This is a genomic window from Streptomyces sp. NPDC094448 (assembly GCF_044763775.1).
Lineage (GTDB): Bacteria > Actinomycetota > Actinomycetes > Streptomycetales > Streptomycetaceae > Streptomyces.
The window spans coordinates 134,988-150,096 of the sequence record NZ_JBIWGU010000002.1 but is presented as its reverse complement, the minus strand read 5'-3'; the positions used below and the strand labels follow the sequence as shown (position 1 = coordinate 150,096).

Annotated in this window: 10 protein-coding genes and 1 pseudogene; 5 read left to right on the top strand and 6 right to left on the bottom strand. The window is 72.9% G+C overall.

Annotation, left to right across the window (positions count from 1 at the left end; genetic code table 11):
- Positions 1 to 13: 13 nt before the first annotated feature.
- Both ACIQ9E_RS04130 and pta read right to left on the bottom strand, forming a co-directional pair.
- Positions 14 to 1,252: an acetate kinase gene (locus ACIQ9E_RS04130; protein WP_403701662.1), complete on the bottom strand. Its 1,239-nt coding sequence runs from the start codon at positions 1,250 to 1,252 to the stop codon at positions 14 to 16.
- A 39-nt stretch (positions 1,253 to 1,291) separates the two neighbouring features.
- Positions 1,292 to 3,433: a phosphate acetyltransferase gene (gene pta / locus ACIQ9E_RS04125; RefSeq protein WP_403701659.1), complete on the bottom strand. Its 2,142-nt coding sequence runs from the start codon at positions 3,431 to 3,433 to the stop codon at positions 1,292 to 1,294.
- 377 nt (positions 3,434 to 3,810) lie between these two features.
- On the opposite strand from pta, the gene ACIQ9E_RS04120 reads away from it, so the two are divergent.
- Both ACIQ9E_RS04120 and ACIQ9E_RS04115 read left to right on the top strand, forming a co-directional pair.
- Entirely contained in the window at positions 3,811 to 4,836 is a 1,026-nt protein-coding gene (locus tag ACIQ9E_RS04120) for an ATP-dependent 6-phosphofructokinase (RefSeq protein ID WP_403701656.1), read from the top strand.
- Between the two features lie 289 nt (positions 4,837 to 5,125).
- Positions 5,126 to 5,652 (top strand): annotated as a pseudogene (locus tag ACIQ9E_RS04115) (prolyl aminopeptidase); the annotation flags it as partial.
- Here the strand turns inward: ACIQ9E_RS04115 and ACIQ9E_RS04110 are convergent.
- Together ACIQ9E_RS04110 and ACIQ9E_RS04105 are read right to left on the bottom strand one after the other, a co-directional pair.
- A complete protein-coding gene (locus ACIQ9E_RS04110) occupies positions 5,639 to 6,334 on the bottom strand; it encodes a response regulator (RefSeq protein ID WP_403701653.1) in 696 nt (231 codons plus the stop codon). The pseudogene ACIQ9E_RS04115 and the gene ACIQ9E_RS04110 sit on opposite strands and share 14 nt — an antisense overlap.
- Positions 6,335 to 6,410: 76 nt before the next feature.
- Entirely contained in the window at positions 6,411 to 8,081 is a 1,671-nt protein-coding gene (locus tag ACIQ9E_RS04105) for an ATP-binding protein (protein WP_403701650.1), read from the bottom strand.
- A gap of 159 nt (positions 8,082 to 8,240) precedes the next feature.
- Between ACIQ9E_RS04105 and ACIQ9E_RS04100 the strand changes: the two genes are divergently transcribed.
- Positions 8,241 to 9,620: a cation:dicarboxylate symporter family transporter gene (locus ACIQ9E_RS04100; protein WP_403701647.1), complete on the top strand. Its 1,380-nt coding sequence runs from the start codon at positions 8,241 to 8,243 to the stop codon at positions 9,618 to 9,620.
- Positions 9,621 to 9,890: 270 nt separating this feature from the next.
- On the top strand, positions 9,891 to 10,757 hold the full coding sequence (locus tag ACIQ9E_RS04095) for an NAD(P)-dependent oxidoreductase (protein ID WP_403701644.1): 867 nt from the start codon (positions 9,891 to 9,893) through the stop codon (positions 10,755 to 10,757).
- An 18-nt stretch (positions 10,758 to 10,775) separates the two neighbouring features.
- Here ACIQ9E_RS04095 and ACIQ9E_RS04090 read toward each other — a convergent pair whose 3' ends face one another.
- Together ACIQ9E_RS04090 and ACIQ9E_RS04085 are read right to left on the bottom strand one after the other, a co-directional pair.
- Positions 10,776 to 11,486, bottom strand: coding sequence for a leucine-rich repeat domain-containing protein (locus ACIQ9E_RS04090; protein ID WP_403702876.1), 711 nt, complete (start codon positions 11,484 to 11,486; stop codon positions 10,776 to 10,778).
- 11 nt (positions 11,487 to 11,497) lie between these two features.
- Positions 11,498 to 12,490, bottom strand: coding sequence for an NAD(P)/FAD-dependent oxidoreductase (locus ACIQ9E_RS04085; protein WP_403701641.1), 993 nt, complete (start codon positions 12,488 to 12,490; stop codon positions 11,498 to 11,500).
- Positions 12,491 to 12,798: 308 nt separating this feature from the next.
- Here ACIQ9E_RS04085 and ACIQ9E_RS04080 point away from each other — a divergent pair, with 308 nt between their 5' ends.
- A complete protein-coding gene (locus ACIQ9E_RS04080) occupies positions 12,799 to 15,105 on the top strand; it encodes a HelD family protein (protein ID WP_403701639.1) in 2,307 nt (768 codons plus the stop codon).
- Positions 15,106 to 15,109 lie beyond the last annotated feature (4 nt).

Below are 15,109 nucleotides of genomic sequence, written 5' to 3'. Positions count from 1 at the left end.
GGCGGGTATTCGCTCAGTCGAGTGAATCCTCGGATACCAGCGCGAAGGCCTGCCGGGCGATCTCCAGCTCCTCGTCGGTCGGTACCACGGCCACCGCGACCCGGGCGTACGGCGGCGAGACGATCCGTGCATGCGGGGACCGCTCCTCGTTCAGCCCCGAGTCCAGCGCGAGCCCCAGCTCCTCCAGGCCCGCGACCGCGGCCGCCCGTACGGGAGCGGCGTTCTCGCCGACCCCCGCCGTGAACACCACGGCGTCCACCCGGCCGAGTACCGCGTAATACGCTCCGATGTACTTCTTCAGCCGGTGGATGTAGATGTCGAAGGCGAGCCGCGCCTGCTCGTCGCCCTCGCCGATCCGGCGGCGGATCTCCCGCATGTCGTTGTCGCCGCAGAGCCCCACCAGACCGCTCTTCTTGTTCAGCAGGGTGTCGATCTCGTCCGTGGACATGCCCGCCACCCGCCGCAGATGGAAGGTGACCGCCGGATCGATGTCGCCGGAGCGGGTGCCCATCACCAGGCCCTCCAGCGGGGTCAGGCCCATGGACGTGTCCACACAGCGGCCGCCCGCCACCGCCGAGGCCGAGGCGCCGTTGCCCAGGTGCAGCACGATGACATTGACGTCCTCGGGCGCCTTCCCCAGCAGCTTCGCCGTCTCGCGCGAGACGTACGCGTGGGAGGTGCCGTGGAAGCCGTAGCGGCGGATCCGGTGGGCGTCCGCCGTCTCCACGTCGATCGCGTACCGGGCCGCCGACTCCGGCATCGTGGTGTGGAAGGCGGTGTCGAAGACCGCGACCTGCGGCAGATCCGGGCGCAGGGCCTGCGCGGTCCGGATCCCGGTGATGTTCGCCGGGTTGTGCAGCGGCGCCACCGGCACCAGCCGTTCGATCTCCGCGAGCACCTCGTCGTCGACCACGGTCGGCTCGGAGAACCGCAGCCCGCCGTGGACCACCCGGTGCCCGATCGCGGCCAGCTCCGGCGAGTCCAGGCCGAGCCCGTCGGCCGCCAGCTCCTCCGCCACGGCCTGCAGCGCCGCCTCGTGGTCCGCGATCGGCCCGGTCCGCTCCCGCAGCCCGGCCCCGCCGTCCACCAGCGGGGTGTGTACCAGCCGGGACGTCCGCTCCCCGATCCGCTCCACCAGTCCGACCGCGAGCCGGGCGGCGTTCCGCATGTCGAGGAGCTGGTACTTCAGCGACGACGAGCCGGAGTTGAGGACGAGGATCCGGGTGGGGGCCGGGGGAGGGGACGTGGTCACGGTCGGTGCTTTCTGGTCGGGGAAGGGGTGGTGCGGGGATCAGGCGGGAGTGGCGGCGCTGTCGGCCGCCGGACGTACGGGACGGTCCGGCGCGGGCGCCGGCTGGGCCTGGATCGCGGTGATCGCCACCGTGTTCACGATGTCGCCGACCAGTGCGCCGCGGGACAGGTCGTTCACCGGCTTCCGCAGACCCTGGAGGACCGGGCCCACGGCCACCGCGCCCGCCGAGCGCTGGACGGCCTTGTAGGTGTTGTTGCCGGTGTTCAGATCCGGGAAGATCAGTACGGTGGCCCGGCCCGCGACCTCGGACTCCGGCAGCTTGGTCGCGGCGACGGACGGCTCCACGGCCGCGTCGTACTGGATCGGGCCTTCGATCCTCAGGTCCGGCCGGGACCGGCGGACCAGCTCGGTGGCCTCCCGTACCTTGTCGACGTCGGCGCCCGAACCCGAGGTGCCGGTCGAGTACGAGAGCATCGCGATCCGAGGTTCGACACCGAACCGGGCGGCGGTCGCCGCCGACTGGACGGCGATGTCCGCGAGCTGTTCGGCGTTCGGGTCCGGATTGACCGCGCAGTCGCCGTACACCAGCACCTTGTCGGCCAGGCACATGAAGAAGACCGAGGAGACGATCGCCGCGCCGCCCCCGGCGTCCGTCGGCCGGCGGGTCTTGATGATCTCGAAGGCGGGGCGGATGGTGGCGGCCGTGGAGTGCACCGAACCCGACACCATGCCGTCGGCCAGCCCCTCCTCGACCATCAGGGTGCCGAAGTAGTTGACGTCGGCGACGACGTCGTACGCCAGCTCCACCGAGACGCCCTTGTGGGCGCGCAGCTCCGCGTACCGCTCGGCGAAGGGCTGCCGCAGCTCGGAGGTGTTCGGGTCGATCAGCTGGACCGAGGAGAGGTCGATGCCCAGGTCGGCGGCCTTCTTCCGGATGACGTCCGGATCGCCGAGGAGGGTCAGATCGCAGACGTCGCGGCGGACCAGGACGTCGGCGGCGCGGAGCACCCGCTCCTCGGTGCCCTCCGGGAGCACCACCCGGCGGCGGTCCGCCCTGGCCTGCTCCAGCAGCTCGTGCTCGAACATCATCGGCGTCACCCGGCCGCTGCGGGCCACCGCGAGCCGGTCCAGCAGTCCGGCGCTGTCGACATGGCGTTCGAAGAGGCCGAGGGCGGTCTCCGCCTTGCGCGGGGTGGCGCCGCTGAGCTTGCCCTCCAGCTTGAACAGCTCGGCCGCGGTGGGGAAGCTGGTGGCGGCGACGGAGACCACGGGGGTGCCGGGGGCCAGCTTGGCCGCCAGGGTGAGGACCTCGTCGGTGGGCCGCTCGTCGAGGGTGAGCAGGACGCCCGCGATGGGCGGGGTGCCCGCGGAGTGCGCGGCCAGCGCGCCGACCACCAGATCGGCCCGGTCGCCGGGGGTGACCACCATGCAGCCGGGGGTCAGGGCGGTGAGGAAGTTCGGCAGGGTGGCGCCGCCGAAGACGAAGTCGAGGGCGTCGCGCGCGAGCCCGGAGTCGTCGCCCAGCAGCACCGTGCCGCGGAGGGCATGGGTGATCTGGGCGACCGTGGGCGCGGCGAGCGCGGGCTCGTCCGGGAGGACGTAGCAGGGGACGGGGAGGCGGGCCGCGAGCCGCTCGGCTATGGACTCGCGGTCGGCGGGCGCCACCCGGTTCACCGTCAGGGCGAGGATGTCGCAGCCCAGGGCCTCGTAGGCGCGGAAGGCGTTGCGGGCCTCGGCCCGTACCGATTCCGCGGTCTGGCCGCGGCCGCCGACGACGGGGATCACGGAGGCACCGAACTCGTTGGCGAGCCGGGCGTTCAGCGCCAGCTCGTCGGGGAGCTGGGTGGCGGCGAAGTCGGTGCCCAGCACCAGGACGACCTCGTACTCCCGGGCCACCCGGTGAAAGCGGTCGACGAGCCGGGAGACCAGCTCGTCGGTGCCCTGCTCGGCCTGGAGCGCGGAGGCCTCGTGGTAGTCGAGGCCGTAGACCGTCCCCGGGTCCTGGGTCAGCCGGTACCGGGCCCGGAGCAGTTCGAAGAGCCGGTCGGGGCCGTCGTGCACCAGCGGCCGGAAGACGCCCACCCGGTCCACCTGGCGGGTGAGGAGTTCCATGACCCCCAGCTCGACGACCTGCCGGCCGTCCCCGCGGTCGATTCCGGTCACGTACACGCTGCGCGTCACGTGTGCTCTCCTGTTCGCTTCGCTCTTCTTGAAGGCTCGGTTCGCCTGTACCTGCGTCGTACGACCCGTATCGCACGGCGTTCTGATCTTTTCTGCGCGGCCGCGGTACGACCGCACAGAAAAGCCGCCGAAGAGCGGCCTTTCCCTCTTGACGATACCTCTGTCGGTGCGCTAAGTGCCTGGCGGGTCGGGAGGGAGGGGAGGGCAGGGGGGTACGTGCCGCCGGCCCGGTGTGCGGCGGCCGTTCCCGGGCGGCCGAGCCCCCGGCCCACCCCCGACCCATGCCGGACTCCAGAAGCGGCAGCGGCGGTCTCCGCCGCGTGGAACAATTGATTTCCGGCTCAAACGTCCCATTGACGAGCAGGAGACACAGCGCGATGCGTATCGGAGTGCTCACCGCCGGAGGCGACTGCCCCGGACTGAACGCGGTCATCCGGTCGGTCGTGCACCGGGCCATCACCGGGCACGGCGACGAGGTCATCGGTTTCGAGGACGGCTTCAAGGGCCTGCTGGACGGGCACTACCGTCCCCTCGACCTCAACGCCGTCAGCGGCATCCTGGCCCGCGGCGGCACCATCCTCGGCTCGGCCCGGCTGGAGCGGGCCCGGCTGCGCGAGGCCGCCGAGAACTGCGGCGAGATCCAGCGGCGCTACGGGATCGACGTCCTCATCCCCATCGGCGGCGAGGGCACCCTCACCGCCTCCCGGATGCTCGCCGACGCCGGTATGCCCGTGGTGGGCGTCCCGAAGACCATCGACAACGACATCTCCGCCACCGACCGGACCTTCGGCTTCGACACCGCGGTGACCGTCGCCACCGAGGCCATCGACCGGCTGAAGACCACCGCCGAATCGCATCAGCGGGTGATGGTCGTCGAGGTCATGGGCCGGCACGCGGGCTGGATCGCCCTGGAGTCCGGGATGGCGGGCGGCGCCCACGGCATCTGCCTTCCGGAGCGGGCCTTCCAGGTCGAGGACCTGGTCAAGATGGTCGAGGAGCGGTTCGACCGGGGCAAGAAGTTCGCGGTCATCTGTGTGGCCGAGGGCGCGCATCCCGCCGAGGGCTCCATGGACTACCGCAAGGGCGAGATCGACCAGTTCGGCCATGAGCGTTTCCAGGGCATCGGCAACCGGCTGGCGGCCGAGCTGGAGCACCGGCTCGGCAAGGAGGCCAAGCCGGTGATCCTCGGACATGTCCAGCGCGGCGGTGTGCCGACGGCGTACGACCGGGTGCTCGCCACCCGCTTCGGCTGGCACGCCGTCGAGGCGGCGCACCGCGGCGACTTCGGCCGGATGACCTCGCTGCGCGGGACGGACATCGTCATGGCGCCGCTGGCGGACGCGGTGACGCAGCTCAAGAAGGTCCCGACGGGCCGGATGAACGAGGCGGAGTCCGTCTTCTGACCGTCCCCGCCCGAGCGCACCCCCCGACCGGGGCCCCTCACCCCTGAGGGCGCAGCCTCCCGGAGGGGGACACGAGTGGCCTTGGCCGATCCCCGTGCTTCGGCCCGGGCCACTCGTGTGCTCCCCCGTTCTTCCCCCGTGTTTCCCCCGATACGGTCCGCACCCACGGGCAGTGCCCTGCCCCGGGGAGCGGCCGGTGCCCCTGCTCTTCCGCGGCTCGTGCGGCCCCGGCAGGGGAGCGCACCGTCCGGGAGGTGTGCCGCCCTGTCCCACCGCTGTCCCGACGGGCCGGGGGGCCGGCCGGTTCTTCCCCGGGAGTGGGACTGCTTCCTCGCCGGCGCCCCGGGCACGGCCCGCGACGGCGATATCGTCGGCGCCTACGCCGCGCTGCTGAACCACCCGGACACCCCCGTCCGCGAGCGGGCGGCGTTCGACTGGTGCGACTGGGAGGACGCCGTCGTCTCCGGGGAGCCCGCCGCGCGGACCAGCCCCCGGCCGTACGGCGACCGGCCGTCGGCCGCCCGGCTCGCGCTGGTCCGCATCTGCGCGCACTACTTCAGCCACGGCGCCTGGCTGGAGGAGGGCGTCCTGCTGCGCGAGGCCCACCGGCTGGCCGGGATCCCGGGCGCGCTCACCCACGGGCGGCTCGACCTCAGCACCCCCCTCGACACCGCCTGGCAGCTCTCCCTGGCCTGGCCGGGCGCCGAGCTGACCGTCGTCGACGACGCGGGACATCTCGGCGGGGACACCACCCGCACCCAGCTGCTCCGCTCCCTCGACCGCTTCGCGGACGGCGGGGGGCTCAGCGCCCGCTGACCCAGCGGTACTGGAGTTCGGGGCGGCCGATCTGGCCGTACTGCGGGCTGCGGACCGCACGGTCCTGGGTGACGAGGTGTTCCAGATAGCGGCGGGCGGTGATCCGCGAGATACCGACCGCCGCACCCGCCTCCGCCGCCGTCAGACCCCCGGGACAGCCGCGCAGGGTCCGGGTCACCGCCTCCAGCGTCGGCCCGCTCAGCCCCTTCGGCAGGGCCCCGCCCTCCGGGGCGCGCAGGGTCGCCAGAGCCCGGTCGACCTCCTCCTGACCGCTGGCCTCGCCCACCGCCGCGCGGAACTCCGCGTACCGGCCCAGCCGGTCCCGCAGCGTCGCGAACGTGAACGGTTTGAGTACGTACTGCACCACCCCCAGCGATACGCCCTCCCGGACGATCGCCAGATCCCGCGCCGAGGTCACCGCGATCACGTCCGCGCCGTGCCCGGCGGCCCGCAGCGACCGGACCAGACCGAGGCCGTGCCCGTCGGGGAGGTAGAGGTCCAGCAGCAGCAGATCGACCCGGGTGCGCTCCAGCACCCGTACCGCCTCCGAACGGGAGTGGGCCACGCCCGCGACGGAGAAACCGGCGATCCGGCCCACGTACAGGGCGTGCGCGTCGGCGGCGACCGGGTCGTCCTCGACGACCAGGACGCCGATCGTCCGAGCGGTTCCGTCCGCGGTCATGGCTGCTGCACCTCCCCGGTGCCGTGGGGCAGCGGCGATCGTACGTCACGAACCCGCGCGGGCCCCCGGTACGGTCTCACGCGGGCACCGCCGCCGTCAGCGGCAGGCAGACGGTGAACTGCGCGCCGCCGTCCGGACCGGTGCCCAGTTCGATCGTGCCGCCCGCCCGGTGCACGGCCTGCCGGACCAGGGCGAGGCCGAGCCCGCGGCCCGAACCGCGGGTGGACCAGCCCCGGTGGAAGACGTCGGCCGCCCGGTCCGGATCGACCCCGGTGCCCGTGTCGTGGACCCGGATCAGCAGCTCGCCCCCACCGCCGGGCGGATCCTCCGCGCGGGCGGTGACCGTCACCCGGGCCCGGCCGGGCCGGGCCCCGGAGACCGCCGCCTCCGAGGCCGCCTCGACCGCGTTGTCGACGAGATTGCCGATGATCGTGACCAGATCGCGGGCCGGGAGCGACGGCGGCAGCACCCCGTCGTCGATCCGGCTGTCCTCGGCCAGCACCAGCTCCACCCCCCGCTCGTTGGCCTGGGACGCCTTGCCCAGCAGCAGCGCCGCGAGGACCGGCTCCCCGACCGCCCCCACCACCCGGTCGGTCAGCACCTGCGCCAGCTCCAGTTCGGCGGTGGCGAAGTCGACGGCCTCGTCGACCCGGCCCAGTTCGATCAGCGAGACCACGGTGTGCAGCCGGTTCGCCGCCTCGTGGGCCTGGGAGCGCAGGGCGTGGCTGAAGCCGCGCTCGGAGTCCAGCTCGCCGGAGAGCGCCTGGAGCTCGGTGTGGTCCCGCAGGGTCACCACCGTGCCCCGGCGCTCCCCGCCGACCACCGGCCGGGTGTTCACCACCACGACCCGGTCCGCGGTCAGATGCACCTCGTCGACCCGGGGCTCGGCGGCCAGCAGCGCGCCGGTCAGCGCGGGCGGCAGCCCCAGCTCGGCGACCGGCCGCCCCACGGAGTCGTCCCCGAGCCCGAGCAGCTCCCGGGCCCCGTCGTTGACCAGCGCGATCCGGCGCCGGCCGTCGAGCATCAGCAGCCCCTCGCGCACCGCGTGCAGCACCGCCTGGTGGTAGTCGTGCATCCGGCTCAGCTCGCCCGCGTTCATCCCGTGGGTGTGGCGGCGCAGCCGGGCGTTGATCACATAGGTGCCGAGGCCGCCGAGCGCCAGGGCGCCGCTCGCGGCCAGCAGCAGTCCCATGACCTGCTCCCGTACCTGCTCGCTGATCCGTTCGATGGTGATCCCCGCGCTGACCAGCGCGATCACCTTCCGCTCCGGGACGGACCCCGCCGGATCGCCGGGGGCGGCCGGATCGGCGGGGGCGAACACCGGGACGACGGTCCGGATGGACGAGCCGAGCACCCCCACGGTCGTCTCGCTGTGGACCTCGCCCCGCAGCGCCTGCGCCGTCTCGCCGAGGTAGCGGCGGCCGATCTCCCCGGGCTGGGGATGGGTCCAGCGGGTGCCGTCCGGCGCCATGATCGTGACAAAGGCGACACCCGCGTCGCGGCGGACCCGTTCCGCGTACGGCTGGAGGACCGCGGTCGGATCGGCGGAACGCGCGGCGGCGGCGACCGACGGCGAGTCCGCGACGGCCGCCGCGGTCGCGGTGGACTGGCGCCGGGCGGTCTCCTCGGCCTGGGAGCGGTCGATCACATAGGCGAAGAGGGCACCGCTCGCGACGATCACCGCGACCAGGACCACCTGCATCGCGAAGAGCTGGCCCGCCAGGCTGCGGGGGCGGGGTATGCGCATGGCACCAGTGTGCCTTCCGTTTCGCGGTGTTTAAGGGCCGGTGAACGATTCGGTCGTGAACGAAATGCACGTAACGGTGACCCGGGTCACAGCGTGATGGATATTCGCCGAAATCCATACGGGACATGGACCTGGCAATTTTTCTCCGAGGAGGACCCCGTGGCTGCGACAGCAGGCAGAAGGGACCGTACGCACTACCTGTACATCGCCGTGATCGTCGCGGTGGTGGCGGGTATCGCCGTGGGCTTCGCAGCCCCCGGGGTCGCGGTCGAACTCAAGCCCATCGGTACGGGCTTCGTGAACCTGATCAAAATGATGATCGCCCCGGTCATCTTCTGCACCATCGTGCTCGGCATCGGCTCGGTCCGGCAGGCCGCGAAGGTCGGCGCGGTCGGCGGGCTGGCGCTCGGCTACTTCGTGGTGATGTCCACGGTCGCGCTCGCCATCGGCCTGCTGGTCGGCAACTTCCTGGAGCCGGGCGCCGGCCTCTCCATCACCGAGGAGGCCAAGGCCGCGGGCGGCAAGGCGGCCGAGGGCGCGGGCGGCGAGTCGACCGTGGACTTCCTGCTCGGGATCATCCCCAAGACCCTGGTCTCCGCCTTCACCGAGGGCGAGGTCCTCCAGGCGCTCCTGGTGGCCCTGCTGGCCGGATTCGCGCTCCAGGCGATGGGCAGGGCGGGCGAGCCGGTGCTCCGCGGTATCGGCCATATCCAGCGGCTGGTCTTCCGCATCCTGGCGATGATCATGTGGGTGGCCCCGATCGGCGCCTTCGGCGCGATCGCCGCGGTCGTCGGCGAGACCGGGATGGACGCTCTGAAGTCCCTCGCGGTCATCATGATCGGCTTCTATGTCACCTGCGCTCTCTTCGTCTTCGTGATCCTCGGTGCGCTGCTGAAGCTGGTGTCCGGGATCAGCCTCTGGTCGCTGATGAAGTACCTGGGCCGGGAGTTCCTGCTGATCGTCTCCACCTCCTCCTCCGAGTCGGCGCTGCCGCGGCTGATCGCGAAGCTGGAGCACATGGGCGTCAGCAAGCCCGTGGTCGGCATCACCGTGCCCACCGGCTACTCCTTCAACCTCGACGGCACCGCCATCTATCTGACGATGGCCTCCCTGTTCATCGCCAACGCGATGGGCGACCCGCTGAGCGCCTCCGAGCAGATCTCCCTGCTGATCTTCATGATCATTGCCTCGAAGGGTGCCGCGGGCGTCACCGGCGCCGGGCTGGCGACCCTGGCGGGCGGCCTCCAGTCGCACAAGCCCGAGCTGGTGGACGGCGTCGGCCTGATCGTCGGCATCGACCGCTTTATGAGCGAGGCGCGGGCCCTGACCAACTTCGCGGGCAACGCGGTCGCGACGATCCTGGTCGGCACCTGGACCAAGGAGATCGACAAGGAGCGGGCGGCGGAGGTGCTCGCGGGCCGGATCCCGTTCGACGAGTCGACGCTGCTCGACGACGGCCACGGCGCGCCGCCCGGCGACGACGACGCTGCCGCCGTGCCGGAGGCCCGGCCGGAGAAGAACGTACCCGTGAAGGTCTGAGCCCCCTGTGACGGCCGGACCGCCGTGAGGGCGGTCCGGCCCCGGTGAGGTTCTGTCCTCCGTCCGCTCCGCAGCCCCGCGGCCCGTGCGTACTTCCCCGGCGCACGGGCCGCCCGGCATTTCCGGCGGGCTGTGGAACTTACCTTCAGGTGGGGTAACCCCACTTCAAAGTGCGTACTTGTGGCCCTTTCCGGCATGGAAAACGATGGTCGTATGCCAACCGGAACCACTGTTTCTTCAGCCGTTTCTTCCTCAGCTACGCCCACCGCCGTGTCCGTGTCCGTGATCGGCCTCGGCGCCATGGGCAGCGCCCTCGCCGGTGCCCTACTCGACGCCGGGCACTCCGTCACCGTCTGGAACCGCACCCCCGGAAAAGGCGGTGCGCTCGCCGCCCGCGGCGCCGTGGCCGCCGCGACCGCGGAGGAGGCCGTGACCGCGAGCGAACTGATCGTCGTCTGCCTCGTCGACTACGACGCCTCCGAGGCGGTCCTGACCCCGCTGGCGAAGGCCCTCTCCGGGCGGACGCTGGTCAATGTGACCGCCGATCTCCCCGAACGGGCCAGGGCCGCGGCCGCCTGGGCCGCGGAGCACGGCATCGCCTATCTGGACGGGGCCGTGATGGTGCCGACCGCGGTCGTCGGAACCCCCGCCGGACTGCTCTTCTACTCCGGCGACCGCACGGCCTTCGAACGGTACGAGCCCGTCCTGCGGGCCCTCGGCGGCCGGACCGTCCATATCGGCGACAGCCCGGACCGCGCGGCGGTGTTCGACGTGGCGCTGCTGGACGTCTTCTACGGCGCCATGGGCGCGATGATCCACGCCTTCGCGCTGGCCCGGGCGCACGGCGTTCCGGCGGCCGAGGTGGCGCCGTATATGACGAGCCTTGTCGACCTCCTCCCGGAGGCGCTGGCGGCGATGGCCGCGGATATCGACGCCCGCTCCTATCCGGCGCTCACCGCCGGGCTCGGGACGATGGCCGCTTCCGTCGACCACATCGTGCACGCCGGACGGGCCGCGGGCATCGACTCCGCCCAGATGGAGGGCGTCCAGCGGATGACGGACCGGGCCCGCGAGCTGGGGCACGCGGACTCGGGCTGGTCCGCGAACTACGAGGCCCTGACCAAGCCCCGTACCTGAGACCGGACTCCGCCGCCCTCAGCCGGTCAGTACCGCGCAGCCCCGCCGCTCCAGCTCCGCCACCAGCCCGTCCTGCGGGGCCAGGGCGTTCCAGCGCAGGTCCAGCTTCTCCAACGCGGGCAGGCCGAGCAACCACTCCGGGATCTCCCGCAGCCGGTTGGAGCGCAGGTCCAGCTCCCGCAGGCGGGGGAGGGCCGCGAGGCCGCGCGGGAGTTCGGTGAGGGCGTTCTCCCGCAGTTCGACGCGGCGCAGTTCGGTGAGTGCGGTGAACGAGTCCGGCAGGGCGGTCAGCGCATTGCCCCGCAGCCACAGTTCACGGAGGCCGCCCAGTCCGCCGAGGGAGCCGGGCAGGGCGGCCAGTCCGCAGTGCTGGGCCCGCAGTTCCCGCAGGGACGCCAGCCCGCCGAGCGCGCCGGGGAGCGTCCCGAGCGGGTTCTCGCCGATGTTGAGGTAGCGCAGGGCGGCCAGTTCGCCGAGGGAGGCGGGCAGGGCGGTGAGCCGGTTGTCGTGGAGATAGAGGAACCGGCTCAGCCCGGTCAGCCGGCCCAGCTCCTCCGGCAGGGCGGTCAGCGCGTTGTGGCCCAGGTCCAGCGTTCGCAGCCGCCGCAGCCCGCCGATCCGCGGGGACAGCTCCGTCAGCCCGTTGTCCGCGAGGATCAGGATCTCCGTCTCGGTGCGGTCCCAGACGGACTCCGGGACCCGGCCGAGCCCCGCCCGCCACAGATTCACCTCGTGTGTCGTCACGCCCCTGTTGTAGCCGATACCGCGCGGGCCGCGGCGACCGCCCCGGCCACGTCCTCCACCACCAGACCGTTGTTGATGTCCATGGCGGCCGCCGCGCCCGCCCCCACCGCGACGGGCACCTGGGCCCGGGCGTCGGTGACATTGCCGACGGCCCACACCCCGGCCACGGACGTCCGGCCCGGCCCCTCGGTGACCACCGCGCCGGTGGTCTCGTCCCGGGCACAGCCCAGCGGGGTCAGCAGCCCGTCCCGGGGCACCATCCGCGGGGCGGCGAAGACGGCGGTACGGGGCACGATCCGGCCGTCCGTCAGCTCCACGCCCCGCAGCGCCCCGTCCGCGACGGCCAGCCGCCTGACCGGTGTCTCCTCGACGCGCACCCCGCGGGCGGCCAGTTGCTCGCGCTGCTCCGCGTCCGGTTCGACACCATGGGCGAAGAGCACCACATCGCCGGACCACTGGCGGACCATCAGCGCCTGGTGCACCGAGCCGGGGCCGGTGCCGAGCACGCCCAGCGGTTCGTCCCGTACCTCGTATCCATGGCAGTACGGGCAGTGCAGCACATCCCGGCCCCAGCGCTCCCGGACCCCGGGCAGGCCGGGCAGTTCGTCCCGCAGCCCGGTCGCGACCAGCACCCGGCGGGCCGTCAGCACCGCGCCCCCGGCGAGCCGCAGCCCGAATCCATCCCCGTCCGCGGTGATCTCGTCCGCCGGGGTGTCGAAGAACTCAACCCCGTACCCGGCGGCTTCGGCCCGGCCCGCGGCCAGCAGCTCCGCCGGGGGCATCCCGTCCCGGGAGAGAAAGCCGTGCATCCGCGCGGCGGGGGCATTGCGCGGTTCACCGGAGTCCACCACCGCCACCCGGCGCCGGGACCTGCCCAGCAGCAGGGCCGCGCTCAGCCCGGCGGCTCCCGCGCCCACCACGACCACGTCGTATCCGGCGGCCGGGCCCGTGGATCCCGTGCCGTCGCCGCTTCCGTTTGTCGCGCCCACCGCGATCACCTCCGCCCACAGCGTCACCGCCGCGGAGGGACAGTGGCAAGTGTCTTTGCCGGTCCGGCAAAGGATCCGGCAGGGGGCGCCGGCCCCGGCGGACGGGCCCGGACATAAAAGAAACCCTCCGCCGAATTGACCGGCGAGGGCTTTGGCTGCGTATATTAGTGAATTGGCCTCCCATGGGAACGAACTGAATGCCGTTCATGGAGGCGCTGTTAAAACACGCTATCGCGGCGGGAGTGGAATTGTCAAGTACGGGGACCGGAAAAGCCGGAAAAAGCCGGGAAGAAATTCAGCGCGGAGAATTGCGCCGGGAGCAGGAGACCCTCGACCGGCTGCTCCTGCGCCTGGCCGAACTGCGCGCGGAGGCCGCGGCCGGCCTCCGTACCACCCTCGCCCTCCAGGGCACCCATCTCCAGGCCAGACTGGAGCGCGATGTCGCCGCCGGGGAGGGCGCCGACCGGCTCGCCGCCCTCGACGCGGTCGAATCCGGACTCTGCTTCGGCCGGATCGACCACCGCGACGGCACCAGCCGCCCCATCGGCCGGATCGGCATCCGCGACGGAGACCCCGAGCACACCCCGCTCCTGATCGACTGGCGCGCACCCGTCGCCCGCCCCTTCTACCTCGCCACCGGCCACGAGCCGATGGGCCTCACCCGCCGCCGCCACATCACCACCCAGGGCCCCACCGTCACCGATCTCCACGACGAGATCCTCGACCTCGACGACCCCACCCGCACCGGCTACGAGGACCATGACGCCGATGCCGTACTCCTGGCCGCCCTCGGCTCCGCCCGTACCGGCCGGATGGCCGACATCGTCCGCACCATCCAGGCCGAACAGGACCGGATCATCCGCGCCCCGCGCCGCGGTGTCCTGGTCGTCGAGGGCGGCCCCGGCACCGGCAAGACCGCCGTCGCCCTGCACCGCGCCGCCTACCTCCTCTACGCCGAGCGGGAGCAGCTGGCCCGCCGCGCCGTCCTGATCGTCGGGCCCAATCCGGCGTTCCTCGGCTATATCGGGGACGTCCTGCCCTCCCTCGGGGAGACCGGGGTGCTGCTGGCGAGCCTCGGGGAGCTGTTCCCCGGAGTCCGGGCCGACGGCACCGAATCCGTACGGTCCGCGGCCGTCAAGGGCCGGGTCGCCATGGCGGACGCGCTGGCGCGGGCCGTCCGCGACCGGCAGCTCCTCCCGGAGACCGTTCCGGCGCTCCCCGGACACCGCTCCGACCCCGCGGCGCTCGCCGACCCCGGCGACTACGAGGCGGAGAACACCCTTCCCGAGCCCGCCCTGCTCGTCGACCACGAACAGCACGGCACCCTCCGGCTGCACCGCGAGATGGCGTACGCCGCCCGGGACCGGGCCCGCGCCACCGGACTCCCGCACAACCTCGCCCGCCCCCACTTCGCCTACGCCGTCGTGGACGCCCTCACCGCGCAGGTCGCGGACCGGCTCGGCGCCGACCCCTACGGCGGGCCGAACCTCCTCGGCCCCGACGACCTCGCCCAGATCGGCAAGGAGATCGCCACCAGCGCCGACGTCCACCTCGCGATCGACGAACTCTGGCCGCCGCTGACCCCGCAGGAACTGGTCACCGGATTCCTCGCCGACCCCGGGCGCTACCTCCCCGAGGGCGACGCGGCGGCGATCCGCCGCACCGGCGGCCCGTGGACCCCCGCCGACGTTCCCCTGCTCGACGAGGCCGCCGAACTCCTCGGCGCCGACGACAGCGCCCGGCTCGCCGCCGAGGAGGCCGAGCGCCAGGAGCGGATCGCCTATGCGCGGGGCGTCCTCGAACTGTCGGCGGGTTCGGAGACGTACGAGTTCGAGGACGAGGAGTCCGAGGTGCTCGCCGCGCACGACATCGTCGACGCCGAGCGGATGGCCGAACGCCACGAGGAGGCCGACCACCGCACCGCGGCCGAACGGGCCGCCGCCGACCGCACCTGGGCCTTCGGCCATATCGTCGTCGACGAGGCGCAGGAGCTGTCCCCGATGGCCTGGCGGCTGCTGATGCGCCGCTGCCCGGCCCGTTCCATGACCCTGGTCGGGGATCCGGCGCAGACCGCCGACGAGTCCGGTGCCGGATCGTGGGCGCAGATCCTCCGGCCGTACGTCGGGGACCGCTGGACCCACACCCGGCTGGGCGTCAACTACCGGACACCCGCCGAGATCATGGCGCGGGCGGCCGCCGTCAGGCGGGCCGTGCACCCGGAGTTCGAGCCGCCGCGCTCGGTCCGCTCGACGGGCACCGAACCCTGGTGCGAACGGGTCGCGCCCGGCGCGCTGGCCGCGGCCGTCCTCGCGGCCGTACACCGGGAGACCCCCGACGAGGGCCGGCTCGCCGTGATCGCGCCCGCCGCGCTCCACCCGGGACTGTCCGCCCTGGCCGCCGGCGGCCTCGACCTCACCCGGCGGGTCGTCCTGCTCGCGCCGCGCGACGCCAAGGGCCTGGAGTTCGACGGGGTGATCGTCGTCGAACCGGCGGCCTTCGGCGACAGCGATCTGTACGTGGCGCTGACCCGGGCCACCCAGTGGCTCGGCATCGTCCACTCGGCGCCGCTGCCGCCCGGCCTCGGCGACGAGCCGGTACGGCAGGACAGGGCCTGACGGC

Bases quoted from the DNA above. Each gene is read 5' to 3' on its own strand.
- ACIQ9E_RS04110 (WP_403701653.1), bottom strand. From the start codon at position 6,334: ATGACCGCGGACGGAACCGCTCGGACGATCGGCGTCCTGGTCGTCGAG.
- ACIQ9E_RS04105 (WP_403701650.1), bottom strand. From the start codon at position 8,081: ATGCGCATACCCCGCCCCCGCAGCCTGGCGGGCCAGCTCTTCGCGATG.
- ACIQ9E_RS04120 (WP_403701656.1), top strand. From the start codon at position 3,811: ATGCGTATCGGAGTGCTCACCGCCGGAGGCGACTGCCCCGGACTGAAC.